Raw genomic sequence first — 18,016 nt, forward strand, 5'->3', positions numbered from 1 at the left:
CACTGCCAGACGGGTAGACGGTCGCGGTACGCCAACGGCGACGAAGGAGGCAGCAGATGCCAGGACCACGGCCGGGCAGTAACGCCTACGACAAGCAGCGGGCGCGGATCCGCAACGCGATCGACGAGTCCGGACGGCGGGTGCCCGACGCCAAGGCCAACCAGGTCGCCAACCGGATCCTGCAGGAGGATCGCGGTCAACGGGGCGTGGTGCGCGGCGAGCGCACGTACGGCCCCAAGAGTGAGCGCGAACCAGGCGACCCGAAGTGAGGAGGGCCGACCTGGCCGACGGCGCCATCGCGGGCGCCGTCGGCAGCACCGCACTCAACGTGGTCAGCTACCTGGACATGGCCCTGCGGGCCCGGCCGGCGAGCAGCACCCCGGAGCAGACCGTCGACCGGCTGGCCGGGATCGCGCACGTGGACCTGGGATCCGGGGCCCCGGCGGCGAACCGCCGCTCGGGCCTCGGAGCCCTGGTCGGCTACGGACTGGGTATCGCCGCCGGCGTCGCGTTCGCGCTCTACGCCCGGGGCCGGCGGCAGCCGCTGCCGATGGCCACCGGCGTGCTCGGCACCGGCGTGATGGCGATGACCGACGGGTCCATCACCGCGCTGGGCATCAGCGACCCGCGCACCTGGCGGCGCGCCGACTGGATCTCCGACGTCGCGCCCCACATGGCGTACGGACTGACGGCCGCCGCCACCTGGAACAGGTTGCGGCGGCCGTCAGCTCGCCGTCGTTAGACCCGGTTGTCGCTGTCATCCTCGGCGATCGGCTCACCCGCCGGACCGTACGGCGACACCTGACCCTTGGGCACCGGCCGACCCTCGTCTCCCCGAGACGAACCACGGTTGAGCGGGTGCCCAGTCGGCTTGGGCCCCTTGCTGTCCTGACTGGTGGCTCCCTTGGCGTTGCGCCGGAACTCCTCCTGCTGCGGGTTGACCACGGGTGTCTCCCTCCGGGTACGGCAGGCGGCATTTGACCGCCTCCACCGCAGGCATACCCGCCCGACCCGGCGGCATTCCGCACCCGCTCACCGTCGAAAGGGCTAGGCGGCGGAGTCGTGGGTACCCACCGGACGTGGGCAACGACCGAACCGTGGCGCAGGTTCTGCTGGAACGGAGCAGCCGCACCTACGCGGAGGACGCCGGCATCCGGCTCTCCGACCGACCCGGGCCGCTGTACCAACTGCTGGTGCTGGCCACCCTGTTGAGCACCCGGATCCGGGCCTGCGTGGCGATGGACGCCGCCCGCGAACTGTTCGCGGCCGGCTACCGCACGCCGCAGGCGATGGAGGCGGCCACCTGGCAGCAGCGGGTCGACGCGCTGGGCAGGGGCCACTACCGCCGCTACGACGAGCGGACGGCCACCATGCTCGGCACCGGCGCCCGGCTCTGCCTGGACCGCTGGCACGGCGACCTGCGGCGGCTGCACAGGGAGGCCCGGGGTGATCCGGCCGGACTGCGCCGCCGGCTCACCGAGTTTCCCGGCATCGGGCCCACCGGGGCGGACATCTACCTGCGCGAGGCGCAGACGGTCTGGTCCGACCTGCGCCCGTACGCCGACCGCCGGGCGTTGGCCGGGGCGAAGCGGCTGGGCCTGCCGGGCTCACCGGACGGGCTGGCCGGGCTGGTCGACGAGCCGGACTTCGGGCGGCTCGCCTCGGCGCTGGTACGGGTGGCGCTCGGCGAGGAGTCCGCAAGTGAGGTCACCCGCGCCGCCCGCTGAAGCCGCTCACTTCACCGTCTTGTCGCCCGGCCGGGTCAGGTGCCACACCAGCAGCGCGGCGAGCAACGCCAGCACCACCAGCCCGCCGGAGATGCCCCGGCCCTCCTCGGGGCTGCGGCCGGCGGTGCCGAAGTAGATCACCGCGAGACCGGCCAGCACCGTGACGAACTTACGAAACCCTCGGTCCTTCACATATCGCACCGTATGCGGCGCAGATCCGCTGCGCGTGGAATCGGCGGGGTTGTCCCCCGTCCGGGTGGCGTCCCGGAACACCGCGCCGTCAGGGCTCGGCGGTGAACCCGCGTAGCCGCACCCGGCGGACCGCCCGGCCGGCGACCTCCACCACCTCCAGCGTCAGCCCGGGCAGCCGGACGGTCTCCCCCGGCTCGCCGGGCAGGTGACGCAGTCGGGCCAGCACCAACCCGGCCACCGTCGTGTACTCCCGCGACAGCGGAAAGCTCAACCGGACCCCCAGGTCGGGCAGGTCGTGCAGCGGGAAGTCACCGGGCACCAGCAGGGCCCCGTCCGGCTCCCGGATGACTTCGCGGACGTCCCGGTCGGTCTCGTCGTACAACTCGCCGACCACCTCCGCCAGCAGGTCCTCCAGGGTGACCATGCCGTCGATGCCGCCGTGCTCGTCGACCACCAGGGCCAGCTGCTGGTGCTCCAGGCGAAGCTGGCGCAGCGCGTCGGAGACCGGCAGCGTGACCGGCAGCAGCAGCGGCGGGCGGGCACGCTCCCCCACCGTGCCGTCGCCGGCCCGCACCAGGTCACGGATGTGCACCACGCCGATCACCTCGTCCAGGCCGCCCGGACCGGTGACCGGCGCGCGGGACCGTCCAGCGCCGGCGAGCCGCCGGACACCCTCGGCGGCGGCCAGGCTGGCCGGCAGGGTGGTCACCTCCCGCCGGGCCACCAGGATCTCCCGCAGCGTCCGTCCGGCGATGTCGAACGCGCCGGTGAGGATCTCCCGCTGCTGGGCCGACAGGCCACGCTGACTGACCAGCATCTCCCGCAACTCCTCCTCGGTGGTCTCCTCGCGGCTGGCCTTCGGATTGCCGCCAGCGAGCCGGACCACGGCGTCGGTGGTCCGGCTGAGCAGCCACACCGCCGGCCGGGACAGTCGGGCGAGCAGGTCCAGCGGGCCGGCGCTGAGCAGCGCCCAGCGTTCCGCGCGCTGCATGGCCAACCGCTTGGGGGCCAGCTCCCCGATCACCAGGGTGACGAAGGTCAGCGCCACCGTCACCAGGACCACCGCGGTGGGGCGGGCCGCCGCGCCGAGGAAGCCGAGCGGGGCGACCAGCGGCTCGGCCAGCGACACCGCGGCCGCCGCCGAGGCGAGGAACCCGGCCAGGGTGATGCCGAGCTGGATGGTGGCCAGGTAGCGGTTCGGGTCGCGGGAGAGCCGCACCAGCCGGTCGCCGGAGCGGCTCCGCCGGCCCAACCGCCGCAGCTGCCCCTCGCGCAGCGTCACCAGCGCCATCTCGCTGCCGGAGAGCGCGGCGTTGATCAGAATGAGCACGGCCACCAGCACCAACTGCCCGAGCTGGGCGCCCATCGCGTACCCCCGTCCACCGCCTGAGGCCACTCAACCGCAGCGGGGCCGACCGTGGGTCCGGTTTTCGGCCGGCCGGCCACGGCTCAGTCGTTCTCCAGGTCGTCCAGGGAGATGGCGTGGGTCATCAGCCACCGCGCCAGGGCCGACATGCCGAACAGCCAGAGCGGGGCGGACTCGGTGGGGCCGTTGGTGGCGTAGATGGCGAACCGCAGGTCCGGGGCGCGGTACGCCTCGATCCGCCACCGGTGCTGCCGGTCCCGCCAGACCGCCGAAGGGTCCATGGCGTCACCGTAGGTGACCGTAGCCGCCCCGGATGCCCATTAGCCCGGCACCACCGCGTCAGCGACGTAGCACCACCGGCCGCCGAACGGCCGCGACGGGGACAGCTGGGCCATCCCTTCACCGTCGCAGCGGCGCAATCCCGTCAGCTCGTGATCACGCCTTGATCCTGCGCGGCAGTGCACTCGGCGTAATCTGCCCGCATCGGCCATGTCTCCGTGACGCGGCGTCGGACTCGGGTGCCACCAGCCGTGCCGTCTGCGCGTCCTTTGCTCTGCTTAACAGGACGCACTGTTGAAGAGTAGGAAAGGCCAAACCAAGGCAGCCGAGACGGCGTCGGCAAGGATGACGGACCGTCAGTGTTGCGCCGGTTGAAGCAGAGCAAAGGCCACGACCCGGGTGAGCGGCGCCCCCCGTCGCATCACATGGCGTCAACCGTCGGCTCGGGCTTCCCGAACCCGAACAGGGGCCTGCGGTGCGCGTGGCGGACGGTCCGCTCAGGTGACGACGATCCGGGCGTCGTCGGGCAGCCGGCGGGTCGCGCCCCGACGGTCGAGCAGCTCCAGCAGGGGCACGGCCACCCGGCGGGTGGTGTCCAACGCCTGCCGGGCCGCGGAGAGGGTGAACGGCTGGGGCAGCCCGGCCAGCACCCGGACCGCGTCGTCGAGCGCGTCGGGCAGCAGCACCACGGTGTCGGCCAGCCGCAGCAGCGCGCCGGCGCGCACCGCGGCGCCGATCTCCCGGGGGCCCAGGCCCAGTGCCACGAGGCGGTCGGCTTCCGGAGCGCGGAACGGTCGGTCGGCGTACTCGGCGCGGACCCGCTGCACGGCCCGCGCCACCGGCTCGGGCAGCGCGCCGGCGCTCGCCGCACCGACGCGGCCGGCGTGGATCCGCAGCGGCGGCCGGACCAGCGCCTCGACCAGCACCCGGTCGGGCAGAGCGAGGCGCTGGCGCAGGGCGTCCACCGGCATGCCCGGCTCCAGCGGGTGCTCCCGGGCGTGGCGGGCGACCTCCTCGGTCAGTTGGTCGCCGAGTCGCCGCCAGTGCCCAGGGTCGGCCAGCCAGTCACCCGCCACCGGCGCGGCGTGCACCGGCACACCCATCCGGATCAGCGTGCCGGCCCGGACGAGCCGGCGGCGGCGCAGTTCCCCGGCCAGGTCGGGCCGGCCGTCCAGGTCGGCGAGGACCTTCGCGCGGGCGGCGGCGGCGCCACGGCGGGCCAGTGGTGGCGGTGCCACGTCCAGCACCCGCACCCCGCCGGCCACGTGGTGCCGGCCCGGATCGCGCAGCAGCGCCCGATCGCCGACCAGCAGGGGCAGCGGGCGGGCCAGCCGGAGCCGGACGGTGTCCGGGCCGAGCGGGCGGACCCGTACCGGCACCGCCGCCGACCCCACGTGCAGGGTGAGGGTGGCCGGCAGGTCGGCCGCCGGGTCGCCGGTGAGCCGGACGTCGACGAGGTCGGTGCGGTGGAACCGGCCCGGGGTGAGCAGCGTGTCGCCGCGGCCGAGCCGGTGGCGGGGCGTGCCGCGCAGGTTGACCGCCACCCGGGCCACCGCCGCCGCCTCGGGCCGGGCCTGGCCGAGCGAGTGCAGGCCGCGGACCCGGACCGGTTCGTCGCTGCCGGCCAGTTCCAGCTCGTCGCCGACCCGCAGCCGGCCGGCGCCAAGGGTGCCGGTGACCACGGTGCCGCTGCCCCGCACGGTAAAGCTGCGGTCGACCCAGAGCCGGACCGGATCGTCCACCGTGGGGGCCGGCAGCCGGGCGGCGAGCCGGTCCAGGGCGGCGCGCAGCTCCGGCAGCCCGGCGCCGGTCAGCCCGCTGACCGGCACCGTCTCCACCGCGCCGAGACTCGTCGCCGCGATCTCGGCCAGCGCCCGGGCCGTCGCGGGCCCCGGATCGGCCAGGTCCGCGCGGGTAACCGCCACCAGGCCGTACGCGACGCCGAGCGCGTCCAGCGCCGCCAGGTGCTCGGCGGACTGCGGCATCCACCCCTCGTCGGCGGCGACCACGATCAGCGCCGCCGGCACGGGGCCGACCCCGGCGAGCATGTTCGGCACGAACCGCTCGTGCCCGGGTACGTCGACGAACGCGACCGTCCCACCGGACGGCAGGGTCGTCCAGGCGAAGCCCAGGTCGATGGTCATCCCCCGGCGGCGTTCCTCGGCCCACCGGTCGGGCTCCATTCCGGTCAGCGCCCGGACCAGGGTCGACTTGCCGTGGTCGACGTGCCCGGCGGTGGCGACGACGAACACGGTCAGTCGTCCCCGGGTACGCGCAGCACGGCCGCCCGGACCGCCTCGTCGTCGGCGGCGGGTACGCAGCGCAGGTCGAGCAGGAGCCGGCCACGCACCACCCGGCCGAGCACCGGCCGCTCCCCGGTGCGCAGCGGCGCGGCGTACCGCTCGGGCAGGCTCAGCGCCCACGAGTCCAGCTCCACGCCGGGGGCGCCGCCGCCGCCGACCACGGCGACCGCCGGCACCACCTCCGCCTTGCGGCCGTCCGCGCCGAGCCGGTCGCGCAGCCGCTCCACCCGCTGACGCAGGGTGCCCGGGTCGGCGTGCAGCGCGGCCCGGGTCGGCGTGTCCGGGTGGTGCAGGGTGGCGGCCAGCGCGGCCAGGGTGAGTTTGTCCACGCGCAGCGCCCGGGCCAGCGGATGGCGGCGCAGCCGGTCGACCAGCTCGGCGTCGCCGAGCAGCAGCCCCGCCTGCGGGCCGCCGAGCAGCTTGTCGCCGCTGGCGGTGACCAGCGTGGCGCCGGCGCGCAGGCTGCCGGCCGCGTCCGGCTCGTCGGGCAGCAGTGGATCCGGGGCGAGCAGCCCGGAGCCGATGTCGGCGACCACCGGCACGCCCAGGGTGGCCAGCTGCCGTACCGGGGTGGCTGAGGTGAAGCCGGTGACCTGGAAGTTCGACGGGTGCACCTTGAGCACGAAGCCGGTCTGCGGGCCGAGCGCGGCGGCGTAGTCGGCGAGCGTGGTGCGGTTGGTGGTGCCCACCTCCCGCAGCCGGGCGCCGGTGCTCTCCAGCAGGTCGGGCAGGCGGAAACCGTCACCGATCTCGACCAGCTCACCTCGGCTGACCACGATCTCCCGGCCGGCGGCCAAGGCGGTGGCGGCCAGCACCAGGGCGGCGGCGCCGTTGTTGACCACGTGCACGGCGCCCGCGTCCGGTACGGCGGCGGCGAGCGCGTCGAGCGCGTCGCGGCCGCGGCGGGCGCGCCGCCCGGTGCTCAGGTCCAGCTCCACATCGGTGTGTCCGGCGGCGGCCACGATCGCGGCGACCGCGGTGGGTGACAGCGGCGCCCGGCCCAGGTTGGTGTGCAGCACGACGCCGGTGGCGTTGAGCACCGCGCGGGGGCCGGGCGCCGGCAGCGCGGCGACGGCGGCGTCACGGACCTCGTCGGGGCCGATCTCGCCATGACGGGCCCGCTCCTGCGCCCGGCTGACGACCGCCTTGACCCGGTCCCGGCCGAGCGTGGCGATGGCCGCCGCCAACCGGGGGTCGGCGAGCAGCGTGTCGGTGCGGGGCACCCGACGTCGCGGGTCCACCGGGCCGTCGGCCATCGCGTCATCTCCTGCCGCCTGTTGGCGGAGACGGACGGGAATCGAACCCGCCTGGCCCGGGTCCCGGACCACACCGGTTTTGAAGACCGGGAGGGGCACCAGCCGCCTGAACGCCTCCATCGGACATTCGATCACAGCACGGGCGGGGCCGCCCGGTCAGGTGACAGATCCGCCCCGGGTCCGCCGGGCCTCGACCCGCTCGCGCTGCGGCACCACCGTATAGCGAGGGTCGCGGGCGGAGGCGACGCCGCCGTAGAAGATGCCGAACCGGGTCGCGACCGAGGCGGCCAGCAGCGCGGCGCCGGAGAACGCCCCGACCATGCGGCTGCGCCGCCCGAGCAGCGCGCCGGTCACCCCGGCCATGGTCAGCAGTCGACCGGCGCGCAGCAACCGACCCGGCCGACCCTGCCGGTAGGGCTCGCTGAGCAGGCCGAGGCGGGTCTCCACCCGGTGCGCGCCGAACAGTTCCAGGGCCGCGCCGGCCACCGCCATCCGGCGGGCCGGCCCGGCCTCGGCCGGCGGCGCGGCGAGCAGACCCACGCCGGCGCCGCTGGCCAGCGCGCTGCCCGCGAAGATGACCGGCAGCTCCGGGTACGCCTCGTGCCACGACGGCACGGCCGTGTCGGCGAGCAGCACCCCGGTGTACGTGGCCAGCGCGGGCGCGGTGCCGGCGGCGAGCAGCCCAGCGGCGTGCCCGACCGGCGGCAGCGCCCGGCGGGCCAGTCCGAGCGGCCCGTGCCGGGGCAGCCAGCCGGCGGCCTCGGCGATCGCGGCGACCCCGGCGGCCGGCCCGAAGGCGGTGAGGATCCAGGTGCCCATCGACATCGGGGAGGTCGGCTTCGCGATCCGGAGCATGTGGTGGAACCGGGCCGGCCGGCCCAGGTCCCTGACCAGGAAGACGGCGCTGGCGCTGACGGCGGCCAGCGCGGTAACCCGGCCCGCCCGGCGCAGCGCCGGTCGGCCGGTGAGCTGCCCGCCCGCGGCGAGCAGCGACGAGCCGGCGGCCAGCCCGCCGGTGAACAGGTACGCGGCGATGTCCCACTTCCAGACCGGCGCCTTCAGCACGGGCCGGCCGTAGTACGAGGTGAACTCGGCCTCCGGCACCCGAAGCTCCTCGCCGCCGCCGCGACGACCGCCCCGCCGGCCCGCCCGCCGGCCGGTGTGCTCGGCGTTCCGCTGCGGCTGCGAGGTCACGTCGGCCCGGGCGTCGGCCGGTGCGCCGTGGATGCTCGCCTCCGGCCGGGCCGGGACGCCCAACCGGTCGGCCCCGTCGGCGGCCAGCCGGTCACGGAAGCGGCGGAACAGGTCGCCCACCTCGGGGCGGTGCGGACTCACGAGGAACCTCCGACGAACGCGGCGACGGTGGCCGCCGCCATGGCGAGGGCCGCGAGGCCGGCGCGTTTCCACATCTTCGGCAGGTCGCGGGTGGTCACGATCGGGTCCGGTGGCAGGCCGTACACCTCCGGCTCGTCCAGCAGGAGGAAGAACGCCCCGTCACCACCGACGCCGTCGTTCGGGTCGTGTCCGTACAACCGCGCCTCGGGCACCCCACGCTGGTGCAGAGTCGCCACCCGGGTCGCGGCCCGCTCCCGCAGCTCGTCGAGGGGCCCGTACTGGATCGACTCCGTCGGGCACGCCTGCGCACACGCCGGGGTCATCCCGGCGCCGAGACGGTCGTAGCACAGCGTGCACTTCCACGCCCGACCATCATCCTTACGCTGGTCGATCACCCCGTACGGGCAGGCGGAGATGCAGTAACCACAGCCGTTGCAGATGTCCTCCTGCACCACCACCGTGCCGAACTCGGTCCGGAACAACGAACCCGTCGGGCACACGTCCAGACACGCGGCGTGCGTGCAGTGCTTGCACACGTCCGACATCATCAGCCAACGGAAATCCGTACGCCCCTCCGCGCCGGTGCCCCGACCCGGCGGCTGCGTACCCGGCATGCCGAGGAACTCCGGCCCCGGGCCGCCACCGCCCGGACCGCCGTCGTCTGTGCCGCCCGGGCCGGCGGCGATCGGGTCGCCGAGCACGTCGGCGGTCCCGCCTGCGGCCATCCGGGCGGCGGCCGACGGTGCACCGGTCGGCACTCCCGGATCGGTGCCGGTGCGCTCGACGGTGCCAGCCGCCACGGCCGCCGACGCCGCGCTGACCGGACCGTCGGTCGGCGTCCCCGCGAACGGTGGCGTGCGGCGCCCGGCCGGGCGGGGCTGCTCGATGAACGCGACGTGCCGCCACGAGTTCGCGGTCAGCGCGCCGGTGTTGTCGTACGACATGCCCAGCAGGTCCAGGCCGGAGCCGGGCACCCCGTTCCACTCCTTGCAGGCCACCTCGCACGCCTTGCAGCCGATGCAGACGCTGGTGTCGGTGAAGAACCCCATCCGTGGCGGCGCAGATGACCAACCAGCGTCCGGCGCCGGGTCCAGCGGTCCGTACAGGCTGTTCGGGTCAGGTATCACCGCGCCCCTCCCCGTCGCTGTCGGTGGTGACTGCCGGGGCGTTCCGCCCCGGGGTGATCCCGGCTCGCCGCTGATACTCGGCCACCAGGTCGAGCAGGGCAGGCCCGCTGGGGCGGCGGCCCGGTCGGACGTCGCACGTACCGATCTTGCTCTCCTGGATCAGGACGTTGGGGTCGAGGCTGATGCCGAACAGGTCGTTGGCCGAGTCGCCGGTCACCAGGCCCTCGAAGCCGAAGTGGTACGGCAACCACACCTGGTGGATGATTCGACCGTCCACCCGCAACGGCGTGAGCCGATCGGTCACCAGCACCTTCGCTTCGATTACCGCACGGCCACTGACCAGGTGGGCCCAGCCCAGATGCGCCAGCCCGACCTCGGCGGCCAACTCCGGGGACACCTCGACGAACATCTCCGGTTGCAGCTCGGCCAGCGGACGGACCGTCCGGCTCATCCCACCCGCGGTGTGGTGCTCGGTGAGCCGGCTGACCGTGAATACGTACGGGAAGACCTGACTGTGCTCCTCCGGCGGGCTCGGGTTCACCGAGTTGACTGGATGCGCGTACATCTTGCGGGTCGGGTTGGCCTGCTGCTGGTAGAGCGGGTTGCGCACCGGCGACTCGACCGGCTCGTAGTGCGTCGGCATCGGCCCGTCCAGGACCCCGCTGGGCGCGTACAGCCAGCCCTTGCCGTCGCCCTGCATGACGAACGGGTCGTCACCGGCGATGCCCTCGGTGCCGGACGCACCCGGTGGCGGCCGGTACGACGGCGGTTTGGTCTTCTCGAAGTCCGGCACGTCGTAGCCGGTCCACTCGGCCTTCTCCGGGTCCCACCAGACGTACTTCTTGCGCTCGCTCCACGGTTTGCCGTCCGGGTCGGCGGAGGCGCGGTTGTAGAGAATGCGGCGGTTCGCCGGCCAGGCCCAGCCCCACTCCGCGGCCACCCAGTCCTGCTCGTGGCGGGACTTGCGCCGGGCCGCCTGGTTCACACCGTCCGCGTACACGCCGGTGTAGATCCAGCAGCCGATCGCGGTGGAGCCGTCCGCGCGGGCCTCGCCGAACGAGGACAGTGGGCGGCCGGTCGACACGTCGTACCCGTTGATCTCGCGCAGCACCGCCTCGGCGCTGGGCTCGGCGTGCGGGCCGTGCGTGGGGTAGTCCCAGGTGAGGTCGAGCAGCGCCCGGTCGCGTGGCAGGTCCGAGTCGGCCAGCTTCTCCCGCAGCTTGCGGCCGAGGTGGTAGAAGAACCACAGCTCGGAGCGGGCGTCGCCCGGTGGTTCGACGGCCTTCTCGCGCCACTGCAGCAGGCGCTGGGTCTGGGTGAAGCTGCCCTCCTTCTCCACGTGCGAGGCGGCGGGCAGGAAGAACACCTCGGTACGACACTGCTCGGGCACGATCTCGCCGGTCTCGATCTCCGGCGCGTGCTGCCAGAACGTGGCGCTCTCGATCATGAAGAGGTCCCGCACGACGAGCCAGTCCAGGTTCGCCATGCCGAGACGCTGGGCGCGACCGTGTGCCGAACCGACGGCCGGGTTCTGCCCGAGCAGGAAGTACCCCTTGATCTTCCCGTCGATCATGTCGAGCACCTGCTGGTACGTCCCATGGTCGCCGGTCATCCGCGGCATGTAGCCGTAACAGAAGTCGTTCTCCGGCGTCGCCGCATCGCCCCAGTACGCCTTGAGCAGGCTGGCGGCAAACGAACGGGCGTTGCCCCAGAAGCCCTTCTGCCCCGGGTGGCGAATGCTGTCCACCCACTCGTCGAACGTCGGGTGATCGGCGTGGTGTGGCATCGGCAGGTAGCCGGGCAGCAGGTTGAACAGGGTCGGGATGTCCGTCGAGCCCTGGATGCTGGCGTGCCCACGCAGCGCCATGACCCCACCACCCGGACGACCCATGTTGCCCAGCAGCAACTGGATGATCGCGCCGGTGCGGATGTACTGCACCCCGACGCTGTGCTGCGTCCAGCCGACCGAGTAGATCAGCATGCCAGTCCGCTCGCGGCCGGAGTTCTGCGTCCAGGCCTGGGCCAGCTCCAGGAACTTCTCCTGCGAGATGCCACAGACCCGCTCCACCATCTCCGGCGTGTAACGGGCGAAGTGCCGCTTGAGGATCTGGTAGACGCAGCGCGGGTGCTGCAACGTCTCATCGCGGCGGGTCTGCCCGCCCACCTCCGCGCCGTGCGACTCGTGCCGCAGGCCGGCGGCGCTGTCCCGCTCCTTGGCGGTGTGCCCGCTGCCGGAGGAGCCCTCGTGCCCCTCGTACTGCCAGCTGTCCTGCACGTAGCTGCCGGTCACCGGGTCGAAGCCGGAGAAGAACCCGTCGCCGTCCTCGGTGTCGGTGAACTCCTCGCTGACGATCGTCGCCGCGTTGGTGTACGACAGCACGTACTCACGGAAGTCCAGCTCGTTGTCCAGGATGTAGCGCACCACCCCACCCAGCAGCGCGATGTCGGTGCCCGCCCGGATCGGCAGGTACGAGTCCGCCACCGCGCTGGTCCGGGTGAACCGCGGGTCGACATGGAAGACCTTCGCGCCCCGGCGCTTGGCCTCCATCACCCACTGGAAGCCCACCGGATGCGCCTCGGCCATGTTCGAACCCTGGATGACGATGACGTCAGCGTTGGCGATGTCCTGCTGAAAGTCCGTCGCACCGCCACGACCGAAGCTGGCCCCCAGACCGGGGACAGTGGCGGAGTGTCAAATACGGGCCTGGTTCTCGATCTGGAGCGCCCCCATCGCGGTGAACAACTTCTTGATGAGGTAGTTCTCCTCGTTGTCCAGCGTCGCCCCACCCAGGCTGGAGATACCCAGCGTCCGGTTGAGCGGCCGGCCCTCGCCGTCGACGTCCTCCCAGGTCTGCTCGCGGGCGGCGAGCATCCGGTCGGCGATCATGTCGAGCGCGGTGTCGAGCTCCAGATCCTCCCACTGCGTCGAGTACGGGCGGCGGTAGCGAACCGTCGTCTGCCGCAACGGGCTGGTCACCAGGCTCTTGCTGGCCGCACCCTTCGGGCAGAGCCGACCCCGCGAGATCGGGCTGTCCGGATCACCCTCGATCTGGGTGACCTGCCCGTCCTTCACGAACACCCGCTGACCGCAGCCCACCGCGCAGTACGGGCAGACCGAGCGGGCCACGCTGTCGGCGTCCTCGGTGCGGGCGGTCAACTCCGCCGAGCGGGCAGACTGCGCCGCGGCACCCCGGCCCAGCGGGTCCGTGCCGGTGAGCTGCCGGTAGACCGGCCAACCCTCGATGAAGGTCCGCAGACCCATCCCCGACACCCCCTCCCACGCGAGCGACCCCATGAACATAGGTCAACCGAGGCATGTTCGCGAACCGAGGAACCGGCAACTGGCACAGACAGCGCCGCCCCCGGCCGGGTGGGCCGGGGGCGGCGCTGGTGTCGGTGTGCAGGTCGCCTCTCGGCGAGTGGCGCGACGCGGCTCCAGCCAAACGGTATTCCGCGACGGCAATATCAGGTGAGGCCCGGGGACACTGAGTCACACCGACACTGTCCACAACCAGCCGACGCCCCACGTCATTCCCTGGCCACACCCCCACCCTGATCCGGTCGTGGACATGCCGCTGGCCGGCACCCCAGGGTGGGGGTGCCGGCCAGCGGTCGGTGTCATGCGGGTCATGCGGGTGGTGCTTGGGTGGGTCAGTTGTTCCAGTGCTGGGCGACCAGGTCGGTGGCCTGCTGCTCCCACTGGGCGTAGGCATCGGGGTAGGCCGAGACCTGCACGGTCTGCGCGGCGTCGGTCAACGCCATGTCCTGCCACCCGTCAACCTGCTTGAGACCCTTGAGGAACGCGGTCGTGGAGTACTGCGGGTCGGTGATCTGCTCCGGCGTACCCCAACCCGAGCTCGGGCGCTGCTGGAACAGGCCCAGCGAGTCGTGGTCGTTCATGTCGCCGAGGTGACCCAGGTTCTCCAACTTCGACTCCTGCAGACTGGTGGCGATCGAGATCACCGCGGCCCGCTCAGGCAGACCAGCCTTCTTCGTCGCGGCGATGATCGCCTTGACGTTCGCAACCTGCTCGTCGTTCAGGTCGATGTGCGACTGCGCGCCCTGCGCCTTGACCGTCTGCACGGCGACGGCAACAGGCTTGCCGTCGACGGGGGCGGCGTGGGCGGCGATCGGGCCGGCGAAGACACCACCGGCGAACGCGAGACCCGCAACGGACAACATGCTCTTACGAATGATCGTGTTCATCAGGGGTGAGCTCCTTCAGGGGGTAGACACCCACCACCCGGGGGAACGGCGGTGTGGGTGCAAGCACCTCGTCCGGCGCTTTCAACACGGGGGAAAGTCTTGGGGGTTGGCGGCCGGCAAGCCGGGGGGCCTGCGGCGCCGGGTCCAGCGGCCTACGGGCGGGGGCCTCGTGGCGCCGGGACCGTGTGTAACGACCGGCGGGCCGCGGTCATTCCGGGGCTGGCCCATCCACCGGGCACCCGGTAGATCAGGTGCTGGTGCGGTCGTTCAGGGAGTCTGCAACGACCGGGCACCCGCGGGCATTCCAACCCGCCGGACGGGCTGCCATCCCAACCCTCAGGGGCCGGTGGTGCTGCGATCGTCAGGGTGTGTAACGACCCCCGGCCCGCCACGATTCCAGCCCACGGGTGCAGCCGGTCACACGTCAGACACCCCGATACCGGACATCCGGCACGAGACCGGCGAGTGTTCCATCAGGCCGTCGCCCGAGGACTCGGCTCGATCCGGAGGGGCTGTCCAGTCGGCTGCCCGGCATCGGATGGACCTGTTGGGGGTTGATCGACTCGATATCGCCGATGTCGGGGTATCCGGTGGCCGTGGATACCGCAACATCGGCGAGGTCGAAGTCGATCATCCCGGGCGAAGGCGATCCGGGGGCGAGGTGGCCAGCGAGCGGTATACCTCAGAGGCATATGTATGACTCACAGGTATACCGCTCACAACACCAACCGCCCCGAGACGGTGGCCTGGCCACACGGCACACCCCACCGACCCCGGCCACGACGGCAGCCGGGCCCCACCCCGCACGACCCGGCACACCAAACCGACCCCCGGCCACGACACGCGCAAATCGACGCCCAAGCCCGAGGCATCACGATAACCCAACCCGACATCCAACCCACCCGAAACAGCCACGCCGCCCGCAGCCCAGGGAACGTCGTGAGCGACACCAGCACCGGCGAGGGTTACCCTGACACCATGCAGGCCGTCTCCCCCACCACGACCGGCGTGGCCTTCCTGGCCCGCCCGGGTCGCCCTGCGGTGGTGGCGCGGACGCTCGCCGAGCTGGCCGGCCCCACGCGGGGCGTGGTGGAGCTACCGGTACGGCTGATGTGGAACGCCGAGCGCACCTTCGACCTCGGTGACCCCGACCAGCTGCTCTGGATGTACGAGAACGTGCTGCGGGAGACCAACCGCGCCGAAGATCTGCGCGTCCTGATCAACGGGCGGACGCTGCGTCGGGTGTGGCGGCTGCTCAACCTGCCCAGGGGCGTGCGCCAGGCGTGGGAGAGCCGGCACCGAGGTCTGCGCGCGGCGTGATCGCAGCACACCTGCACGAGTTCTACCGCGAGGTGGCGCGGGTGGCGCTCGCCGCGGCCGGGCCGCACCGGTTCGTGCTGGGCGGCGGGGTCGCCTGGGCCGCGCACGGGCTGGTCGCCCGCCCCACCGAGGACGTGGACCTCTTCGCCGACGTGGAGGGCGCCGCCGCGGCCGCCTCCGCCGGGGTACGCGTGGCGTTGGAGCGGGCCGGGTTCACGGTCACCGACGCCGATCCGGACAGCGACCTCGCCGACCTGTTCGACGGGTACGGGCGGGACATGAAGGACTTCGTGGTGAGCCGCGACGGGCGGCAGATCCGGCTCAGCCTGGCGCGGCTCGACCGGCAGCAGAGCCCGGTCGTGATGGACCTCGGGCCGGTGATGGACGTCCGCGACCTGGTCGCCAACAAGATCGCGGCGTTGGTCAACCGGCGGGAGGTTCGTGACTTCATCGACGTGGCGGCAGCTCTGGAGCACTACGACGTGACCGAGCTGTTGGAGCTGGCCCGGCAGGTCGACCCCGCACTGGACCCGGCGGACGTACGGGCCGCCGGGCGGTACCTGGACCGGCTGCCCGACCAGCGCTTCGGCCGCTACGGCCTGGGCCCCACGGACGTCGCCCGCGTCCGGCAGCGCCTGGCCACCTGGCCACGCTGACCCTGGTCGCCGACCGCGTCGGCCGACCGATGCGACACAGTCCGCGGGGCTGGCGTGGCAGGAGTGACCCCTGCTGGTTATGGTGCGCGAGGCGCCCACGAGGCGCCCCCACCCGATGGAAAGGCACGTCATGACCTCTCCCTCCGGCCCGTCGCGTCGCCAGGTGCTCGCCGCCGCGGCCGCGGCGGCGACCGCCCCGCTGATCGCCGCCGCCCCCGCGCAGGCGGCCGGCGCGGCCCGGTCACGCACCTGGGACCTCACCCTCCTGGGCACGTCGGACACCCACGGCAACGTCTACAACTGGGACTACTACCGGGACGCCGAGTACGACGACAGCAAGCAGAACGACATCGGCGTCGCGAAGTTGGCCACCCTGATCAACCAGATCCGCGCCGAGCGGCGCGGCAAGGCGACGCTGGTGCTCGACGCCGGCGACACCATCCAGGGCACGCCGCTGGCCACGTACTACGCCAAGCAGGAGCCGATCACCGCCACCGGGGAGAAGCACCCGATGGCCCGCGCGATGAACGTCATCGACTACGACGCGGTGACACTGGGCAACCACGAGTTCAACTACGGCCTGCCGCTGCTGGACGTGTGGATCCGCCAGCTCGGCTTCCCGGCGCTCGCCGCGAACGCCATCAACGCGAAGACCGGCAAGCCGGCCTTCCTGCCGTACGTCATCAAGAAGGTCTCCCTCGGCTTCGCCGCGCCGACCCTGCGGGTCGGCATCCTCGGCCTGACCAACCCCGGCGTGGCGATCTGGGACAAGGGCAACGTCGAGGGCAAGCTGCGCTTCGACGACATGGTCGCGACCGCGGCGAAGTGGGTGCCGATCATGCGCGCCCGCGGCGCCGACCTCGTGCTGATCTCCGCGCACGGCGGCGACAGCGGCACCTCCAGCTACGGCCCGGAGCTGCCGAACGAGAACCCGGTGGCCCTGATCGCCCAGCAGGTGCCGGGGATCGACGCGATCCTCTTCGGCCACGCCCACAACGAGGTCGTGGAGAAGTTCGTCACGAACGACAAGACCGGCGAGCAGGTGCTGCTCTCCGAGCCGTCGAAGTGGGGCCAGCGGCTCACCCGGATGGACTTCACCCTTGCCCGGCAGCACGGCCGCTGGAAGATCACCACCAAGCGGGCCAGCATGCTGAACACCAACACGGTGGTGGAGGACCCGAAGGTCCTCGCGGCGGTGCGGGCACAGCACCAGAAGACCATCGCCTACGTCAACCAGGTGGTGGCCCAGGCCACCGTCGAGATGTCCACCGTCGAGTCGCGGTACAAGGACACCCCGATCCTGGACTTCATCAACCACGTCCAGGCCGAGACGGTGACCACGGCGCTGGCGGGCACTCAGTACGCGAACCTGCCAGTGCTGTCGCAGGCCTCGCCGTTCAGCCGCACCGCGGTCTTCCCGGCCGGGGACGTGAAGATCCGCGACGTGGCGGGGCTGTACGTCTTCGACAACACCCTCGAGGCGGTCGTGCTCAGCGGCGCCGAGGTACGTGCCTACCTGGAGTACTCGGCGAAGTACTTCCGCACTCTCGCGCCGGGTGCCCCGGTCGACCCGGAGCAGATCAGCGACCCGGCGGTGCCGGACTACAACTACGACGCCCTCTCCGGCGTCGACTACGACATCGACATCGCCAAGCCGGTCGGCCAGCGGATCACGCGGCTGGTGCTGCCCGGCACCGACACCCCGGTGGCGGACAACGCGCAGTTCGTGGTGGCGGTGAACAACTACCGGCGCAGCGGTGGCGGCAACTTCCCCGGCATCGTGAAGACCCAGGTCTACAACGCGCAGCAGGAGATCCGCCAGCTGCTCATCGACTGGGCGCAGGCCAAGGGGACGATCGACCCGGCCGACTTCTTCCAGCCCAACTGGCGGCTGGTGCGCGAGGGCGTACCGGTCTTCTGACCGAGGCGTGCCGGTCGGCGAACCGGCACGTACCGCGAACGGGCCGTGGGTGGCGACACCTGCGGCCCGTTCCGCGTTCTCAGCCCTGCACGTTCCAGCGGACCGGGTCCTCGGTCCTCTCCGGGCGGTCACGTCCCGGATCGGTCTCGGTCAGCTCGACCCGCTCCTCGGGGCGGACGGCGGGCGGCAGCTCCCCGAACCGGACGTGGCGCAGGAACGCGTACTCATCATCGGTGAACGGCTGCTCGGCCATCGCGCACCCCCCTGCTCTCCCGTCATTGTGTGGCGGCCGGACCACCCGGCACCAGCGGTCCGGTCGGCGCGATCT

The 18,016-nt window shown here is 72.7% G+C and carries 17 protein-coding genes, 1 tRNA gene and 1 pseudogene; 6 read left to right on the plus strand and 13 right to left on the minus strand.

Translation table 11 applies throughout. The annotated features are described in order from the left end of the window. Positions 1 to 56: 56 nt before the first annotated feature. Complete coding sequence (locus BUS84_RS08320) at positions 57 to 269, plus strand: phosphatidylethanolamine-binding protein (protein ID WP_074310227.1); 213 nt, start codon at positions 57 to 59, stop codon at positions 267 to 269. After that, positions 266 to 742, plus strand: a complete 477-nt coding sequence (locus tag BUS84_RS08325; protein WP_074310229.1) for a hypothetical protein — start codon at positions 266 to 268, stop codon at positions 740 to 742. Before BUS84_RS08320 ends, BUS84_RS08325 begins: the two co-directional genes overlap by 4 nt. Here the strand turns inward: BUS84_RS08325 and BUS84_RS08330 are convergent. Then, positions 739 to 945 carry a hypothetical protein gene (locus BUS84_RS08330; protein ID WP_074310231.1) on the minus strand — a complete coding sequence of 69 codons (207 nt, stop codon included), beginning with the start codon at positions 943 to 945 and terminating at the stop codon, positions 739 to 741. The two genes, BUS84_RS08325 and BUS84_RS08330, sit on opposite strands and share 4 nt — an antisense overlap. A 134-nt stretch (positions 946 to 1,079) precedes the next feature. Between BUS84_RS08330 and BUS84_RS08335 the strand changes: the two genes are divergently transcribed. Next, positions 1,080 to 1,727, plus strand: coding sequence for an HhH-GDP family DNA glycosylase (locus BUS84_RS08335; RefSeq protein ID WP_074310233.1), 648 nt, complete (start codon positions 1,080 to 1,082; stop codon positions 1,725 to 1,727). A gap of 6 nt (positions 1,728 to 1,733) precedes the next feature. Here the strand turns inward: BUS84_RS08335 and BUS84_RS08340 are convergent, their stop codons facing one another. From BUS84_RS08340 to BUS84_RS37385, 11 genes and pseudogenes are all read right to left on the minus strand, one after another. After that, a complete protein-coding gene (locus BUS84_RS08340) occupies positions 1,734 to 1,919 on the minus strand; it encodes a hypothetical protein (RefSeq protein WP_074310235.1) in 186 nt (61 codons plus the stop codon). An 88-nt stretch (positions 1,920 to 2,007) separates the two neighbouring features. Beyond that, a complete protein-coding gene (locus BUS84_RS08345; protein ID WP_074310237.1) occupies positions 2,008 to 3,285 on the minus strand; it encodes a hemolysin family protein in 1,278 nt (425 codons plus the stop codon). An 83-nt stretch (positions 3,286 to 3,368) separates the two neighbouring features. Continuing rightward, complete coding sequence (locus tag BUS84_RS08350) at positions 3,369 to 3,566, minus strand: hypothetical protein (RefSeq protein WP_074310239.1); 198 nt, start codon at positions 3,564 to 3,566, stop codon at positions 3,369 to 3,371. Between the two features lie 495 nt (positions 3,567 to 4,061). Next, positions 4,062 to 5,816 carry a selenocysteine-specific translation elongation factor gene (selB, locus tag BUS84_RS08355; RefSeq protein WP_074310245.1) on the minus strand — a complete coding sequence of 585 codons (1,755 nt, stop codon included), beginning with the start codon at positions 5,814 to 5,816 and terminating at the stop codon, positions 4,062 to 4,064. A gap of 2 nt (positions 5,817 to 5,818) precedes the next feature. Next, positions 5,819 to 7,123, minus strand: a complete 1,305-nt coding sequence (selA, locus tag BUS84_RS08360; protein ID WP_074312316.1) for an L-seryl-tRNA(Sec) selenium transferase — start codon at positions 7,121 to 7,123, stop codon at positions 5,819 to 5,821. Positions 7,124 to 7,145: 22 nt separating this feature from the next. After that, a tRNA-Sec gene (locus BUS84_RS38170) sits at positions 7,146 to 7,241 on the minus strand. Between the two features lie 38 nt (positions 7,242 to 7,279). Then, the gene (gene nrfD, locus BUS84_RS08365; RefSeq protein ID WP_425293445.1) at positions 7,280 to 8,227 is read right to left on the minus strand and encodes an NrfD/PsrC family molybdoenzyme membrane anchor subunit; all 948 of its coding nucleotides are present in this window, start codon (positions 8,225 to 8,227) and stop codon (positions 7,280 to 7,282) included. A 227-nt stretch (positions 8,228 to 8,454) separates the two neighbouring features. Further along, complete coding sequence (locus tag BUS84_RS08370; RefSeq protein ID WP_074312318.1) at positions 8,455 to 9,582, minus strand: 4Fe-4S dicluster domain-containing protein; 1,128 nt, start codon at positions 9,580 to 9,582, stop codon at positions 8,455 to 8,457. A 13-nt stretch (positions 9,583 to 9,595) separates the two neighbouring features. Further along, positions 9,596 to 12,847 (minus strand): annotated as a pseudogene (fdh, locus tag BUS84_RS08375) (formate dehydrogenase); the annotation flags it as partial. 389 nt (positions 12,848 to 13,236) lie between these two features. Beyond that, entirely contained in the window at positions 13,237 to 13,791 is a 555-nt protein-coding gene (locus BUS84_RS08385; protein ID WP_074310251.1) for a hypothetical protein, read from the minus strand. 424 nt (positions 13,792 to 14,215) lie between these two features. Beyond that, on the minus strand, positions 14,216 to 14,425 hold the full coding sequence (locus BUS84_RS37385; RefSeq protein WP_143728292.1) for a hypothetical protein: 210 nt from the start codon (positions 14,423 to 14,425) through the stop codon (positions 14,216 to 14,218). Between the two features lie 344 nt (positions 14,426 to 14,769). Between BUS84_RS37385 and BUS84_RS08390 the strand changes: the two genes are divergently transcribed. The 3 genes from BUS84_RS08390 to BUS84_RS08400 all read left to right on the plus strand — a co-directional run bounded on the left by BUS84_RS08390 (position 14,770) and on the right by BUS84_RS08400 (position 17,688). Then, entirely contained in the window at positions 14,770 to 15,111 is a 342-nt protein-coding gene (locus BUS84_RS08390) for a hypothetical protein (RefSeq protein ID WP_074312322.1), read from the plus strand. After that, positions 15,108 to 15,767 (plus strand): nucleotidyl transferase AbiEii/AbiGii toxin family protein, encoded by a 660-nt coding sequence (locus tag BUS84_RS08395; protein ID WP_074310254.1) that lies wholly within the window; start codon positions 15,108 to 15,110, stop codon positions 15,765 to 15,767. Before BUS84_RS08390 ends, BUS84_RS08395 begins: the two co-directional genes overlap by 4 nt. Before the next feature lie 130 nt (positions 15,768 to 15,897). Next, positions 15,898 to 17,688, plus strand: a complete 1,791-nt coding sequence (locus tag BUS84_RS08400; protein WP_074310256.1) for a bifunctional metallophosphatase/5'-nucleotidase — start codon at positions 15,898 to 15,900, stop codon at positions 17,686 to 17,688. A gap of 79 nt (positions 17,689 to 17,767) precedes the next feature. Here the strand turns inward: BUS84_RS08400 and BUS84_RS38595 are convergent, their stop codons facing one another. Further along, positions 17,768 to 17,941 (minus strand): hypothetical protein, encoded by a 174-nt coding sequence (locus BUS84_RS38595; RefSeq protein ID WP_167627027.1) that lies wholly within the window; start codon positions 17,939 to 17,941, stop codon positions 17,768 to 17,770. Positions 17,942 to 18,016: the final 75 nt, after the last annotated feature.

It is taken from the genome of Micromonospora cremea (genome assembly GCF_900143515.1).
Taxonomy (GTDB): Bacteria; Actinomycetota; Actinomycetes; order Mycobacteriales; family Micromonosporaceae; genus Micromonospora; species Micromonospora cremea.